Source organism: Desulfitispora alkaliphila, from assembly GCF_050433185.1.
Classification (GTDB): Bacteria; Bacillota; Desulfitisporia; order Desulfitisporales; family Desulfitisporaceae; genus Desulfitispora; species Desulfitispora alkaliphila.
Genome location: NZ_JBNPXS010000011.1, coordinates 61,512 through 76,163, shown reverse-complemented (window position 1 = coordinate 76,163; position 14,652 = coordinate 61,512). Strand labels below are relative to the sequence as shown.

At 36.9% G+C, this 14,652-nt stretch carries 16 protein-coding genes; all 16 read left to right on the top strand.

The features are described from left to right. Positions 1-249 precede the first annotated feature (249 nt). The 16 genes from GGQ84_RS05960 to GGQ84_RS05885 all read left to right on the top strand — a co-directional run bounded on the left by GGQ84_RS05960 (position 250) and on the right by GGQ84_RS05885 (position 14,646). Positions 250-819, top strand: a complete 570-nt coding sequence (locus GGQ84_RS05960; RefSeq protein ID WP_429160470.1) for a 4Fe-4S dicluster domain-containing protein — start codon at positions 250-252, stop codon at positions 817-819. Further along, on the top strand, positions 819-1,706 hold the full coding sequence (locus GGQ84_RS05955) for a CoB--CoM heterodisulfide reductase iron-sulfur subunit B family protein (RefSeq protein WP_429160467.1): 888 nt from the start codon (positions 819-821) through the stop codon (positions 1,704-1,706). Before GGQ84_RS05960 ends, GGQ84_RS05955 begins: the two co-directional genes overlap by 1 nt. A 2-nt stretch (positions 1,707-1,708) precedes the next feature. Next, the gene (locus GGQ84_RS05950; protein ID WP_429160464.1) at positions 1,709-3,688 is read left to right on the top strand and encodes an FAD-dependent oxidoreductase; all 1,980 of its coding nucleotides are present in this window, start codon (positions 1,709-1,711) and stop codon (positions 3,686-3,688) included. After that, entirely contained in the window at positions 3,679-4,107 is a 429-nt protein-coding gene (locus GGQ84_RS05945; RefSeq protein ID WP_429160461.1) for a hydrogenase iron-sulfur subunit, read from the top strand. The genes GGQ84_RS05950 and GGQ84_RS05945 overlap by 10 nt, the downstream gene beginning before the upstream one ends. Continuing rightward, positions 4,104-4,988, top strand: coding sequence for a 4Fe-4S dicluster domain-containing protein (locus GGQ84_RS05940; protein ID WP_429160459.1), 885 nt, complete (start codon positions 4,104-4,106; stop codon positions 4,986-4,988). Before GGQ84_RS05945 ends, GGQ84_RS05940 begins: the two co-directional genes overlap by 4 nt. A gap of 18 nt (positions 4,989-5,006) precedes the next feature. Next, a complete protein-coding gene (locus GGQ84_RS05935) occupies positions 5,007-6,017 on the top strand; it encodes a 4Fe-4S dicluster domain-containing protein (RefSeq protein ID WP_429160456.1) in 1,011 nt (336 codons plus the stop codon). Continuing rightward, positions 6,007-6,849 (top strand): FAD/NAD(P)-binding protein, encoded by an 843-nt coding sequence (locus GGQ84_RS05930; protein ID WP_429160453.1) that lies wholly within the window; start codon positions 6,007-6,009, stop codon positions 6,847-6,849. The genes GGQ84_RS05935 and GGQ84_RS05930 overlap by 11 nt, the downstream gene beginning before the upstream one ends. Positions 6,850-6,932: 83 nt before the next feature. Beyond that, the gene (locus tag GGQ84_RS05925; RefSeq protein ID WP_429160450.1) at positions 6,933-7,697 is read left to right on the top strand and encodes a histidinol-phosphatase HisJ family protein; all 765 of its coding nucleotides are present in this window, start codon (positions 6,933-6,935) and stop codon (positions 7,695-7,697) included. A 48-nt stretch (positions 7,698-7,745) separates the two neighbouring features. After that, positions 7,746-8,753, top strand: a complete 1,008-nt coding sequence (locus GGQ84_RS05920; protein ID WP_429160447.1) for a sodium:calcium antiporter — start codon at positions 7,746-7,748, stop codon at positions 8,751-8,753. A gap of 69 nt (positions 8,754-8,822) precedes the next feature. Continuing rightward, positions 8,823-9,221: a Fur family transcriptional regulator gene (locus GGQ84_RS05915; protein ID WP_429160444.1), complete on the top strand. Its 399-nt coding sequence runs from the start codon at positions 8,823-8,825 to the stop codon at positions 9,219-9,221. Positions 9,222-9,271: 50 nt separating this feature from the next. Beyond that, positions 9,272-10,924 (top strand): bacillithiol biosynthesis cysteine-adding enzyme BshC, encoded by a 1,653-nt coding sequence (bshC, locus tag GGQ84_RS05910; protein WP_429160441.1) that lies wholly within the window; start codon positions 9,272-9,274, stop codon positions 10,922-10,924. Further along, positions 10,911-11,618, top strand: a complete 708-nt coding sequence (gene bshB1 / locus GGQ84_RS05905) for a bacillithiol biosynthesis deacetylase BshB1 (RefSeq protein ID WP_429160438.1) — start codon at positions 10,911-10,913, stop codon at positions 11,616-11,618. The genes bshC and bshB1 overlap by 14 nt, the downstream gene beginning before the upstream one ends. Before the next feature lie 9 nt (positions 11,619-11,627). Further along, the gene (gene sfsA / locus GGQ84_RS05900; protein ID WP_429160435.1) at positions 11,628-12,317 is read left to right on the top strand and encodes a DNA/RNA nuclease SfsA; all 690 of its coding nucleotides are present in this window, start codon (positions 11,628-11,630) and stop codon (positions 12,315-12,317) included. 10 nt (positions 12,318-12,327) lie between these two features. Next, positions 12,328-13,017, top strand: coding sequence for a Crp/Fnr family transcriptional regulator (locus tag GGQ84_RS05895; protein ID WP_429160433.1), 690 nt, complete (start codon positions 12,328-12,330; stop codon positions 13,015-13,017). 41 nt (positions 13,018-13,058) lie between these two features. After that, positions 13,059-13,811 carry an ATP-binding protein gene (locus GGQ84_RS05890; RefSeq protein ID WP_429160431.1) on the top strand — a complete coding sequence of 251 codons (753 nt, stop codon included), beginning with the start codon at positions 13,059-13,061 and terminating at the stop codon, positions 13,809-13,811. Positions 13,812-13,965: 154 nt separating this feature from the next. After that, complete coding sequence (locus GGQ84_RS05885; RefSeq protein WP_429160428.1) at positions 13,966-14,646, top strand: Crp/Fnr family transcriptional regulator; 681 nt, start codon at positions 13,966-13,968, stop codon at positions 14,644-14,646. The last annotated feature ends 6 nt before the right edge of the window (positions 14,647-14,652 follow it).

Genomic DNA, 14,652 nt, shown 5'->3' with positions numbered 1-14,652 from the left:
AGTGAAATCTTTACTTTATTCAAGTCAAACTAGCAAGATCAGCTGATTGGTAAAGTCAACTTTTAAGCAAAAAGCTTATTTTGCAAAAGTCTCAAGTAGTAATTTTTTGTATTAGAGTAAATATTTTTTGGTAGTAAAAAGAAGGAAAATAAAAACTATTAAAGAATAGATACAAGTAAATTGTTTTTTGGGGGGGCTAAAACTAGTACTATTTTTAGAATTAAAAAAAATACCAAAGGGGGGGATAAGATGGAAAGAGTAAACTTAACTGCAGAGAAAGAAAAGGGGAAGGATTTTGTAACTGCTGTTGAGGCTGAAAGTGGGGTTACTGTAAACGAGTGTTACCAATGCGGTAAGTGCTCAGCTGGTTGTCCTGTTGCTTTTGCAATGGACTATACTCCTAGACAGATTATTCGTATGCTTCAATTGGGGATGAAAGATGATGTTCTAAAATCAGAAACAATTTGGCTGTGTGCGCACTGCGAAACCTGCTACACCAGGTGTCCTAAGAGTATTGAACTAGCAAAGCTGATGGAGACATTGAGAATCAAAGCAAAGGGAGCAGGTTTTATCACAGAAAAAAATATAGACATTTTCACAGACCAATTTTTAAAGTCTGTTGAAAAATACGGCAGAGTTCATGAAATGGGATTAATAATGAACTTTAATATTAGATCAGGGCAACTGTTCAAAGATGCAGGTCTAGGACCTGTAATGATGCAGAAGGGCAAGATTCATATTGCTCCTAGTAAAGTTAGGGATACCGAATCTATCAAGAGAATTTTTGAGAAGTCGGTGGAACTTGGAGGTGAATTATAATGAAGTTTGGATATTACCCAGGGTGCTCTCTTAGCTCTACAGGGATTGAGTACAATATGTCAACGAAAGCTGTAGCTGATTTTTTTGGTGTTCAACTAGAGGAGATACCTGATTGGAATTGTTGTGGTGCCTCTTCAGCTCATGCCACAAATCAACTACTTGGCCTTGCATTACCAGCAAGAAATTTACAGATTGCTGAAGAACAGGGGTTAGATATAGCAGTTCCTTGTGCTGCTTGTTATAGTCGCCTAAAGGCATCCCATCATGCTATAACAACGTCGGAGACCACCAAAGCTAAAATTAATGAAGTGATAGGTAAAGAGTACAATGGATCAAACCAGGTAGTCTCGGTTATAGATGTAGTACATCAAGCCATAGGAACAGATGCAATTAAGGAAAAAACTTCTGTACCGTTAAAAGATTTAAAAGTTGCTTCTTATTATGGTTGCCTATGGGTTAGACCACGGGAACTAGCTATGGACGATCCGGAAAATCCAGTAAAAATCGATCAAATTGTGGCAGCAGCAGGAGCAGAACCTGTAGAATGGGCATATAAAAACGAATGTTGTGGTGCAGGTCACTCTACTCAGAAAACTGATGTAGGAATAAAAATGATTAGAGATATTCTAAAAAATGCTAAAGACGCTGGTGCAGACTGTATTGCAACTGCATGTCCACTTTGTATGATTAACTTAGATATGCGACAAGGAGATATTCTCAAAGAGTTTGGAGAAGATTACAATTTACCAATATTCTATTTTACAGAATTGGTGGGAATGGCTATTGGCTACATTCCAGAAGAAGTTGGGGTAAATAAGCATTTCGTAGATGCTTTGCCGTTGCTAATAGATAAGAAAATCCATCCTGCTGGTAGGAGGGGGGCTTAGATATGAAGCGAGTTGGAGTATTTGTCTGTCATTGTGGTAGTAATATAGCTGCTACGGTGGATTGCCCTAATGTTGCAAAAGATTCATTAGAATACCCAAATGTAGTTCATGCTGAGGACTATAAATATATGTGCTCAGAGCCTGGGCAGGAAGTAATTAAAAAGGCTATTAAAGAAAAGAACCTTGATGCTGTAGTTGTAGCAGCTTGTTCACCGAGAATGCACGAAGCTACATTTAGAAAGACGCTAGAAAGTGCTGGCAAAAATCCGTATTTGCTTGAAATAGCAAATGTTAGAGAGCACTGCTCGTGGGTTCACTCTGATAAAGAAAAGGGTACTGAGAAAGCAAAGTCTTTAGTTAGGTTAGCTGCAGCAAAGGCAGCTAAGAATGAGGAGTTAGAGAAGTCCACTATACCTATTCACAAAAAAGCCCTAGTAATTGGTGGTGGGATTGCAGGTATTCAAGCTGCTCTTGATATTGCCGATGCTGGACATAAAGTAACTATTGTGGAAAGAGATCCTAGTATTGGCGGTAGGATGGCACAAATCGACAAGACATTCCCTACGCTAGACTGTTCTGCGTGTATTTTAACACCTAAAATGGTTGACGCAGCAGCCCACGAGAATATTGATATTGTCAGTTATTCAGAAATCGAAAAAGTAGATGGATTTGTTGGTAACTTTAAAGTTACTATTAGAAAAAAAGCTAGGTCTATTGATTTAAATAAATGTACTGGTTGCGGAGCTTGTTATGAAAAATGTCCTAAAAAAGTTTCCAGTGAGTTTGAAATGGGAATGGGTGAACGACGAGCCATATATACTCCATTTCCACAAGCAGTTCCCAATAAACCAGTTATTGATAGAGACAATTGTAGATTCTTCCAAATGGGAAAATGCAAAGTATGCCAGAAGATATGTCCAACTGGAGCAGTAGACTTTGAGCAAGAAGATGAATTAGTCACTGACGAATACGGTGCCATTGTAGTAGCTACAGGATTTGATCAGTTTGACCATGACGTTTATGGGGAATATGGATATGGAAAATACCCTGATGTGATAACGGGATTGCACTTTGAGAGACTAGTTAATGCATCTGGACCTACAAGTGGAAAAATAAAGAGACCGTCTGATGGAAAAATTCCAAAGAATGTAGTTTTCATTAAATGTGTAGGTTCTAGAGATGAACAGAAGGGAAAGGCATACTGTTCAAAAACATGCTGTATGTATACGGCTAAGCATGCTACGCTAGTTAGTGAGAAAATTGAAGGGGCAACCCCTTACATCTTCTATATGGATGTGAGAACCCCTGGAAAAGATTACGATGAATTCTATCAGAGAACTCAAAATCAATTTGGAGCTCAGTATATTAGAGGACGGGTATCTAAAATATATCAGAATGGAGAGAAGCTGATAGTAAGGGGTGAAGACTCTCTTTTAGGTAAGGCGGTTGAAGTAGAGGCTGATTTAGTGGTATTGGCAACTGCTATGGTACCAAAAGCAGATGCAACCGATGTAGCTAGAAAAGTTGGCTTTACCTATGACATGAACAACTTCTTTACAGAAGCTCACCCTAAATTAAGACCAGTTGAGACACATACTGCAGGGGTATTTTTAGCAGGTGCGTGTCAAGGTCCTAAAGATATTCCTGAAACAGTAGCACAGGCAAGTGGTGCGGCAGTTAAGGCATGTGGCTTGCTTAGTAAAAGTGAAATGGCTACGGATCCAATGATTTCATTTGTAAATGAAGGTGCCTGCTCAGGGTGTGAAATTTGTGTACCAGTGTGTCCATATAAAGCAATTGAAATGAAAACACTAGAGGAAAGAGTTCATGGTGGTACAAAGCAGCGTAAGGTAGCATCAGTTAACCAAGGTCTATGTCAGGGTTGTGGTGCCTGTACTGTAGCTTGTAGGCCAGGAGCACTTAACCTAAAAGGCTTTACAAATGAGCAAATTTTAGCGGAGGTGGATGCTATATGTCTGTAGACAAGAATTGGGAACCGACCATCTTGGGGTTTGCTTGTAATTGGTGTAGTTATGCAGGGGCAGACCTAGCAGGTTTAAGTAGATTAAATTACCCTCCTAATATTAGAGTTATCAGAGTTCCGTGCTCGGGTAGAGTTAATCCTCAATTTATTGTTAGGGCGTTTCAACGCGGTGTTGATGGTTTTTTAGTTGCTGGTTGACACCCAGGAGACTGTCACTATGTTAGTGGCAATTATTTTACTCGCCGTAGATTCTTGTTGATGCAGCGAATGCTTGAATATGTGGGGGTTGACCCCAAGAGATTTCAGGCTCGTTGGATATCAGGCTCTGAAGGTCAAAAATTTGCTGAAACGGCAACTCAGATGACGGAAGATATTAGAGAGTTAGGTCCAAACAGGAAGTTGAGGGATGCGAAATGACTATAACGGATGCATTGAGAGAAAAGGCGAAAGGGTTACTGGAAAGTGGTGAAATCAAATATTTTATCGGTTGGGAAAAGGGTACGTTTTGGTATCAGTCACCGCCGGCATTCATCGATAAACCAGAAGAAATAGAGAGGCTAATATGGGATGAATTCTGTAGTTATAGTTTGGCTCGCTACGCAATGAGGTTAGATCCAGACGTTAAAATAGGTTTAGCAGTTAAAGGCTGTGATTCTAGGGGAATTAATAGGTTAATAAACGATAATCAGTTAAATCGAGATCAAGTTGTCTTGATCGGAATTCCCTGTGAAGGTATGAAAGATGCCAACAATGCTGTTTCAGCTAGTAAAGCTGCTGACTTGCCTATGGAAAAGAAATGTCAAGAATGTACTCATCCCAATCCAGTTATATATGACGTGATGCTGAATGATCCTGTTTCCAAAGCAGATATTACTAAAGAGGATATCTACAAAGAAGTAGATGAGTTGGAGCAAAAGAGTCCAGATGAAAAGTATCAATACTGGTCAAAGCAATACGAAAAGTGTATCAGATGTTATGCATGTAGAAATACCTGCCCTGCTTGTAACTGTAGAGAATGCTATGTGGATCAGTATAAAGTAGGGTGGCAGAATAAGGCAGTAAATCTAGCTGAAAACCAAATGTTTCACATTACTAGAGCAATGCATGTAGCTGGTAGGTGCGTAGAATGTGGAGAGTGTGAAAGAGTATGTCCAGTGGGTGTTCCATTGATGAAGCTAAACAAAAAGTTAGCTAAGGATATCAATGAGCTTTTCGGAGAATTCGAGGCCGGAGTTACTGCAGAGGAAGAGCCACCACTTGGTAAGTTTAATACAGAAGATCCTGAAGAATTTATGTAGTTAGAGGAGGTGGGTATTTTGAAAGCAATTAATAAGTCAAAATTAAACGACTTGCTAAAAGTATTAGCAAAAGAGGGTAAGCTAATAGTACCTCAAGAAGTTGAAGGTGTAACAAAATTTGCTGAGTATACGGATGGTATACAGTTAATGCTAGATAAAAATACATTGTTATCTCCTAAAGATACAGTCTTTCCGCAAACAGAAACTATGTATAACTTTACAGTAAATAACCTTAAAAACTCTATAGAAGAAGTAGCTGCTACAGGGGAAAAACAGATTGTCTTTGGGGTTAGACCGTGCGATATGAAAAGTATTAGACTCTTAGACTTAGTATTTTTGACTAAGGGATTTGAAGACAAATTCTATAAGAGTAAACGAGAAAATACAGTATTTATTTCCCTTGGATGTGAAAAGGCTGAGCCATCATGTTTCTGCGATAAAATGCAAGTTAACCCTCAGGTTGAGGAGGGTGCTGACTTAGCGTTAATCAATTGCGGAGATGAATATGGTGTTGAAGCTAAGACAGACAAAGGAGAAGAGTTGCTAAAGCAATTAAAAGGGCTTTTGACGGATGCAAAAGGAGAGCCTAAAAAGGTTGAAGGCTTTAGCTTAGATGTGGTCTCCGTAGATGGAGTGAAAGAACGCTTACAGAAAATGTTTGAGCATCCAATCTGGGATGATGTTTATCGAAAGTGTATCGGGTGCGGCACATGTACCTATCTATGTCCAACCTGTCATTGCTTCGATGTTCAAGGTAAAAAAGTTGGGAAAAGCGGTGAGAATTACAGATGTTGGGACTCCTGTATGTTTTCCGATTATGCATTAATGGCAGGAGGACACGATCCAAGACCTACTGGTAAAGAAAGAGTGCGCCAGAGATTTATGCACAAACTAAGATATTTCCCGGAACGCTATGACGACGAATTAATGTGTGTTGGATGTGGCCGCTGTCTGAAGAAATGCCCAGTAAATGTGGATATTACTAAGCTGATTGGGCAGATAAAGGAGGCGGATATTAATGTCGGTTAGTGTAGAAGATATAAAGAAAATAAATCCTTTAGTTCCTATAGAGGGTAAAATTATTGACATTATACAGGAAACTCCAGATGTAAAAACTTTTCATGTGACTACTGAAAATGGCAAGCCATTTACTCCTATGCCAGGGCAATTGGCGATGTTATCCCTACTAGGTGTAGGTGAAGCTATGTTCTCCATAACTAGTCAAGGAGAAAATCACTTGGAATTTGCTATAAAGAAAACTGGCTTATTGACGGATGCTCTTCATGAAGCCCAAGTTGGGCAAGAGGTCGGTGTAAGAGGTCCCTATGGCAATGGCTTTCCGGTGGACATGGTTAAAGGTAAAGATGTACTCTTTATAGCCGGGGGAATTGGATTAGCTCCTGTAAGGTCTCTGATTAACTATTGTGTCGAAAACAGAGATGACTTTGGCAAGCTACAAATTGTCTATGGATCAAGGTCGCCTAATGATTTATGCTTTAGGGATGATTTGTTTGAAAATTGGCCAAAAGTAAAGGATACTGAAGTAAATGTAACTGTAGATAGAGGCGACGACACATGGGATGGACCTGTAGGATTTGTGCCAGCTTATTTAGAAGAGCTTAATCCTGACCCAAAAGGGAAAGTGACAATAGTATGTGGCCCACCCATTATGATTAAATTTGTAATGCAATCCCTAGATAAAATGAAGTATAACCACGACGATATAATTACCACTTTAGAAATGAGAATGAAATGTGGTATTGGCAAGTGTGGCAGATGTAATATAGGAAGCTGTTTTGTTTGTTTAGATGGTCCTGTTTTTACAATGACTCAGCTTTCAGAGATGCCAAATGAATTTTAAATAAACTATATAAACCTCTCACAATTTTCATATGTGAGAGGTTTATTATGAATTATCTCAGCAGCAAACATTGGAGGTAAATCATGATTGTAGATTATCACGTACACGGATTAGCACACGGAGAATTTAAGCATACACTAGAAGATATAAAACCATTTGTTGAAACTGCTATAAAAAGAGGAGTAGGAGAATTAGGTTTTACTGAGCACGATCGCTTTTTTAATGAGATAGACTTTGACCTGTATGAAACCCTGAGAGAAATGTTTCCCCAGGTAAAAATTCGAATGGGGCTAGAAGTAGACTTTAGAAATGGTAGTGAACAGGAAATATTAAAACAAATGGAAAAATACAACTTTGACTACATAATTGGATCTGTTCATGAGATTAATCGATGGCCTTTTGATAACGCCGATTTTATGGACGAGTACCATAAATGGGAGGAAGAAAAATTATACGAAAGTTATTTTCAAATTATAAGTGACATGGCAGCTACTGGGCAGTTTCAAGTAGTAGGTCATTTAGACTTAATCAAGGTATTTGGTTATAGATCAAGAAAAGATGTATTGGAATATGTAGAGCCTGTACTAAAGGTAATAAAGAAAAGCAATATGGCAGTAGAAATCAACACAAACGGATGGCATAAGCCAGTAAAGGAAGTATATCCAGAGGAAAAGATTTTAAGGGCTTGTTTTAGCCATGGAATTCCTATAACCACAAGTTCAGATGCTCACAGGCCTGAGCAGGTTGGAAGAGACATTGATAAAGCTATCCAGATAGCTAAAAGTATAGGCTATAAAGAAGTAGCAACATTTTCGAATAAAGAAATGATTATGCAAAAACTAGGATAAATGTTTTAGTAACCACATATAGATGGAGTAGAATAAGCAATATTTGAGGTGAAAAAATTGTTAAATGTATTTCTACTCCTTTCTAGTTTGATCGTTATTCTCATGGGAGCCCATCTTTTTACTAATGGAATAGAGTGGCTGGGTAAAAGGCTGAAACTAGCTGAAGGTGCAGTAGGCAGCATATTAGCTGCTGTTGGAACAGCACTACCTGAGACAATGATCCCGGTTATTGCAATATTATTGGGGAGCAAAAGTGGAGAAGACATAGGGATAGGTGCAATTCTCGGTGCCCCCTTTATGTTAGCAACGCTTGCTATGGGAATTGTAGGTATTTCTATAATTATTTTCAAAAGAAGGAGACTGGGTCAAACAAATTTAAACATAAACCCAACTGTAATGCGCAGGGATTTAAGTTTCTTTTTAGTTGCTTACACTGTTGCAATTAGTGCTACATTTATTGCTAACCCTCTTTTCAGAAACTTCATAGCCGTCCTATTAGTGTTAATATATGTGATTTATGTTTGGCTAACGCTGAGGGATAATAACACATTAGGAGAAGCTCATTTAAAGCCTTTATTTTTGGCAAGAAAAGTCACATATCCCAAACTGAAAATAATATTAATTCAAATAATAATTGCTTTGGCTATGATTATTATTGGTGCCCATGGTTTTGTCAATGCCATAAAGAGTATTGCAGAAATCCTGCAAGTACCCGGGTTTATATTAGCCCTAATAATCGCTCCTGTTGCTACAGAGCTGCCTGAAAAGTTTAACAGTATTATTTGGGTTCGAAGTGAGAAAGACACATTAGCTATGGGAAATATTACGGGGGCTATGGTTTTTCAGAGTTCATTAATTCCTGCATTGGGAATTACTATGACAAAGTGGGAGCTAACTAACATAGCTCTAGTAAGTGCTTCTTTTGCTATTTTATCTGCTAGTGTGCTTCTATTAAGTTTAAAACTCAAGGGTAAGCTAACTGCAAAGTATCTCTTAATGGGTATTCCACTGTATATTTTATTTGTTATAATAGTTTTAACATTTGACACATTATAATTTGTAACGTATACTTAAGATAACGATAACAGTAATAATTATTGTTTCACATGAATGGAGGCAAGTAAAATGACAAAAAAAATTGGCACCCGAATGACTAAGCAGAAAAAAATTATTTTAGAGATACTGAGAAATACAACTTGCCACCCAACAGCTGACTGGATTTATGAACAAGCAAAAAAAGAGCTTCCTGATATTAGTTTAGGTACAGTTTATAGGAATTTAAAGTTACTATCTGAGGTAGGAGAAATTGCTGAACTAAACTATGGTAGTACCTATCGACGATTTGATGGTAATGCCGAGAATCACTATCATTTTGCATGTGAAGAGTGTGATAATGTATATGATATTGATTTACCATTAATCTCAAAACTAGACCATAAAGTAGAGGAAGCGATTGGAGGCAAGGTAAACTACCATCGTATAGAATTTTATGGCGTTTGCAAAAACTGCATTAAATCTAATTAATTATAACGCTGACCTTTCAGCGTTTTTTACTTATGTTTGGGGGAATTAAGATGAAAGTAGTAGAGCAGGATATTTTAACTGGTAATAAATTAGTGGATAATTACATAAATCAAAATGGCTATACAGACCAGTTTTTTCAGTACCCTAACTTTGAAAATCGAGCTTGGCTAGCTAGAAATAATGATATCGATAAATTTTCTGAAAACTTCTGTTTAGAAGAACGAACGAAACTGGCCAATGCTTTAAAGGAATATAATTTACAATTAAATTGCAGTGAACAAGTTCTTAAAAATATTGAAAAGTTGAAAGAAAGTAAGAGCAGAGTAGTAGTTACAGGACAACAAGCTGGAATGTTGACAGGTGGGGTCTTTGTGCTCTATAAAGCAATTACTGCAATAAATTTAGCAAAAGCCATAGAGTGTAAAACAGGTGATGCGGTTATACCAGTTTTTTGGGTTGCTAGTGAAGATCACGATTATGAAGAGGTTAATCATACCTATTGGTGGAACAACGGTATTGAAAAGCACAAACTTACAAAACCAACGTTGGGTATGGTTCCTGTCGGAAAAATTCCGTTACCCTCCAATATTTATAAGATATTAGATCAAATAGAAAAAAACTCAATAACAGACATAGCTCTTTTTACTGAGATTAGGCGTATAACCCATGAATCTAAAGATGTGGGGATATGGTTTGCCAAACTATTATCACATTTGTTTTCTAAATATGGATTAGTATTGATTGATCCCCTTCTTTCTCATGTAAAAAAGAAAGCTATACCTGTATTAAGCAAAGCGTTAATAGAGCATCAAAAAATAAAATTAGCAGTTGAGGAGCAAGGGGATGAACTAAAGAAAAAGGGTTATGACAACCAGCTATCCCCTCCTGAAGAGAATCAAACGCCTCTTTTTTATATAGATGAAGATATGCAAAGAAAACCAGTGTTTATAGAAGATGATTGGGTTTATTGTGATAGGAGAGAGCGAAAAAGAATAACTCAAATCCATAGATTCCCTAGCTTTATTGAAGAAAATTATAAAAGGTTTAGTCCAAATGTAGCCCTTAGGCCAATTGTACAAGACAAAATTTTGCCAACTATTGCATATGTTGCAGGACCAGGTGAAATTGCATATTATGCTCAGTTGAAATCTATTTATAATTTTTATGGAATGAAAATGCCGATAATTTATCCTAGGCTAAGGGGGACTATTATAAGTCAGTCTGATTATGAATTTCTAAAAAAACATAATATAGGACTAGGTAGTACAAAAGAGGAATGGGATAAAATACAAGAAGCTAAATTAAAGCAAGTTGAAAAGGCTGATATTTTGCAGGATTTTGATATATGGCGTGAAGAATTAAAAGAAAAACATAGTGAGATCACAAAAAGGCTAGGTGAATTAGATTCAGATCTTACTGATATAGCTGAAAAAAGCTTTAACAAGATAAATTTTCAAATAGAATATTTAGAACATAAAGCACGGCAAAAGCATAAAAAAAATAATAAGCAAACCATCAAAGAAATCGAAAATAATTATAGCTGGATATTTCCGTTCGGAAAGCAGCAAGAGATGGTGATATCTGGATTGTTTATGACCTGTCGCTATGGGCAAAATCTAATAGATAAGCTGATTGGATTGGATAATATAGATACTAAAAAGCATAAATTAATTATTATGGGAGGTACCTATGGAGCAAGTTGATATTTTAGCTATTGGCGCTCACCCTGACGATGTGGAAATAGGAATGGGAGGCACTATAGCTAAACATGTTGAATTAGGATATAAAGTTGGGTTGTTAGATTTGACTAGAGGCGAAATGGGGACTAATGGAAGCATAGAGATAAGAAGCAGTGAAGGTAAAAAAGCCATGGAGATATTAGGCTGTGTTTTTCGATTGAACTTAGAACTTCCCGATGGGGGAGTGGTCTGTACTAAAGAGAATGTATTAAAATTAGTTAGAGTACTTCGGTTTACAAAGCCAACATTAGTATTTGCTCCTTACTGGGAGGATAAACACCCTGATCATGTGGCCTGTAGCAAGCTTTTAGATGAAGCAGTATTTATTTCTAGCTTAAAAAAATTCCTGCCAGATGTTCCACCCCATAAACCAAAAACGGCTTGCTATTATCTCATTAACCCAATGGTACAACCTTCCTTTGTAGTAGATGTTACTGAATACTATGATACAAAAGTCAAAGCTGTTTTAGCTCATGATAGTCAATTTTTCACAAAAGGACAATCGGTGTCTACAGAATTGAATTTTAATGACGGATATCCTGAAAAGCTAAATATCAGAGATAGATACTTTGGACTTCAAATACATAATACATACGGAGAGGGTTTTATCACTAAGGAGACCGTGCCAGTAAATGATTTATTTAATATGTGGAGGTAAAAACTACTTATGAGTGATGAACATGTTGAAGGTCGATTTATAGCTCGAGAAAATAGATTCGTGGCAGTAGTAGAAGTAGATGGAATAGTAGGAAAAGCCCATGTTCCTAATTCAGGTCGAATGAAAGAACTATTGGTAACAGGGGCTCCTGTGAGTCTGGTAATTAAGAGCCAGGAAGGTCGAAAAACAAAATATAAACTGGCTAGTGTTAAATATAAAGGCATATGGGTGAGTATAGATTCTTCTATACCAAACAAGTTGTTAGAACAGTCCTTTCTGCGGCGGGAGCTATTTCATTTTAGTCAATATAGATATATAAAAAGTGAAGTAAAAAAAGAAAATAGCAGATTTGACTTCCTATTGAAATCTAATGAGAATGAAAAACTGATGTACGTAGAAGCAAAATCCGTAACCTTAGTAGAAAATAAAAGAGCATTATTTCCTGATGCTCCCACCACAAGGGGAAAAAAGCATTTAGATGAGCTGAAGCAAATAGCTATAGAAGGAGGAGAAGCAGCAGTTGTATTTATAGTACAAAGAAGTGATGCAGAAAGCTTTGCACCTAATTGGACCATGGATACCCAGTTTTCTCAGGCTCTTGTTGCTGCTTTTAACTCAGGGGTTAAGGTCTATGCATATCAATGTGAAACAAGCTTTAAAGATATTTATATAAAAAAAGAAATCCCAGTACTTATATAGTGGTTAGGAGGTGTTAGAAATTAGCTCAGATGCTGTTCAATCCCTCAAGGCTGTACCTTTTTTTTCTGATCTAAGCCATGAAGATTTAAAAAGAATTAATGATATTGTGATTTATAGGCGTTATCGCAAAGGCATGTTAATCTTTATGGAAGGAGAACCTGGAGATGAACTTTATTTTGTTAAAGAAGGCAGGATAAAGCTTTCAAAGATGCTAGACGACGGAAGAGAACATATCTTGCACTTTGTACAAGCTGGAGAGGTTTTTGCTGAGATTCTTCTTTTTGATGGAGGTAATTTTCCTGCTACTGCTGAAGTAATGGAAAAAGCAGAAATAGGAATTATTAGGAATAAAGATTTAGACAAGCTGTTGAAAGAATGCCCTGAAATAACATTAAAACTTTTAAAAGTTATGAGCAAGCGATTACGCAAAGCTCAGCTTCAAATTAGAGACCTAGCATTAAAGGATACTTATAGTCGATTAGCCAGCACACTTTTGAAATTAGCTCAAGAATATGGAGATGATTCTGGTGGAATTAACTTCACTTTAAGTCAACAAGAACTAGCTAATATGATTGGCTCTTCTCGGGAAACAGTAGCAAGAATTTTGAGTGACTTTAAGAATGATAACCTCATTAGTGTTCAAAGGAAGAGGATAATTATTTTAGATAGTGAAGGGTTAAAGAACTGGAGTGTTCGCTAAGAATGCAATAACTACCAAAAAAATGTGGGGAGGTTTTATTGATGACAATCAATATTGCAGTTGCGGGTAAGGGAGGAGTCGGAAAGACTACATTTACAGCACTATTATTGAGACAAATGCTTAAAAAGGAAAAGGGATCAATTTTAACGGTGGATGCAGATCCAAATGCCAATCTCAATGAAGCTTTGGGGCTTGATGTGGATATGACAATTTCTCAATTACTAGAGGATACAAAGGACCCAAAAGCAATTCCCACAGGAATGAGTAAAGAAATATATGTAGAGTATAAGTTACAACAGAGCTTGATTGAAACTGAGCATGTGGACCTGCTAGTAATGGGAAACCCTCAAGGTCCTGGATGCTACTGCTACCCCAATGATTTATTGCGAAAGCATATAGAACAGCTGTCAGAGGGATATGAATACATGGTAGTGGATTCCGAAGCGGGCCTAGAGCATTTAAGTAGAAGGACTATCCCTAAGCTAGACTACTTATTTGTTATAAGTGATTCATCGGCAAGAGGAGTTAGGTCTGCAGGAAGAGTTCATGACATTATAAAAAATATCAAGACACCAATAGATCATATGGGACTGATTGTAACAAAAACACAAGATCAAGGTGTAGATGTGTTGAGGCAAGAAATTGAAAATACACAGCTGAACTTATTTGGCCATATTCCTTATGATGAGAGACTTGTAAAATATGATATGGAAGGAAAAGCATTATTTGACCTACCCGATGATTCGCCTGCTGTTAAAGCTGTTGACGAAATCATGAAAAATCTTAATTTATAAATACAATATAAATCACATTGTTGTGTGAGCTTTGATACAGTAATAGCTAAGTAATTTATTTAAACTTTGAATTAACGATCATTGTATCTGAGCAACGGTTGGCTGGGTTTTTATTACCCAGCCTTTTATGTAAATAACGAAGGGGAGTCAATAAATGAACAGTTTAGTAAATGCCCTACTAAAATTTGACCTATTTAAAAATGAAGACAGAACAACAGTTGAAGAAATAGCTCGAAAAATGCTAGTTCGTTCATTCAAAAGAAAATCAGTAATAGTTATGGAAGGTGAACCAGCTGATTATTTCTACTTTGTCTTAGAGGGAAAGGTTAAGTTATCTAAGTTATCAGAAGATGGGCAAGAAAAAATTGTTTTAATAATAGGTTGTGAAGAATTTTTTGGTGAAGTATCCGCTTTAGATGGAGGAGAACAACCACTAATAGCAGAGACTTTGGTAAGTTGTAAAGTAGCAATGCTTCCTATTCAATGCCTTAGAGAAATATTAGAAGACACCCCAAGAATGGCATTAATTATTATGGATGCTATGGCAAAGCGTATGCGGCAATCCTATAGACAGATAAAAAATCTTGCCATGAAAAATACCCAGAGTAGATTGGCTAGTAGGTTATTTAAATTATCAAGAGACTACGGCAAAAAAGATGGTGATGTAATAAATATTGAATTACAACTAACTCACCAAGAGCTAGCAAGTTTGGTTGGCACATCTCGGGAAACTGTCAGTAGAACATTAAGCGGCCTCGAAAAAGAAAATATTATTTCTATTACAAATCAAAGAATCTCAATTTTAGATATGCCTAGTCTAAAAAAACTGTTTTAAGTATTT

Excerpts from the sequence above, each read along its gene's own strand:
- GGQ84_RS05960 (WP_429160470.1), top strand. The coding sequence starts at position 250 with ATGGAAAGAGTAAACTTAACTGCAGAGAAAGAAAAGGGGAAGGATTTT.
- GGQ84_RS05955 (WP_429160467.1), top strand. The coding sequence starts at position 819 with ATGAAGTTTGGATATTACCCAGGGTGCTCTCTTAGCTCTACAGGGATT.
- GGQ84_RS05950 (WP_429160464.1), top strand. The coding sequence starts at position 1,709 with ATGAAGCGAGTTGGAGTATTTGTCTGTCATTGTGGTAGTAATATAGCT.
- GGQ84_RS05940 (WP_429160459.1), top strand. The coding sequence starts at position 4,104 with ATGACTATAACGGATGCATTGAGAGAAAAGGCGAAAGGGTTACTGGAA.
- GGQ84_RS05930 (WP_429160453.1), top strand. The coding sequence starts at position 6,007 with ATGTCGGTTAGTGTAGAAGATATAAAGAAAATAAATCCTTTAGTTCCT.
- GGQ84_RS05925 (WP_429160450.1), top strand. The coding sequence starts at position 6,933 with ATGATTGTAGATTATCACGTACACGGATTAGCACACGGAGAATTTAAG.
- GGQ84_RS05915 (WP_429160444.1), top strand. The coding sequence starts at position 8,823 with ATGACAAAAAAAATTGGCACCCGAATGACTAAGCAGAAAAAAATTATT.
- bshC (WP_429160441.1), top strand. The coding sequence starts at position 9,272 with ATGAAAGTAGTAGAGCAGGATATTTTAACTGGTAATAAATTAGTGGAT.
- bshB1 (WP_429160438.1), top strand. The coding sequence starts at position 10,911 with ATGGAGCAAGTTGATATTTTAGCTATTGGCGCTCACCCTGACGATGTG.
- sfsA (WP_429160435.1), top strand. The coding sequence starts at position 11,628 with ATGAGTGATGAACATGTTGAAGGTCGATTTATAGCTCGAGAAAATAGA.
- GGQ84_RS05890 (WP_429160431.1), top strand. The coding sequence starts at position 13,059 with ATGACAATCAATATTGCAGTTGCGGGTAAGGGAGGAGTCGGAAAGACT.
- GGQ84_RS05885 (WP_429160428.1), top strand. The coding sequence starts at position 13,966 with ATGAACAGTTTAGTAAATGCCCTACTAAAATTTGACCTATTTAAAAAT.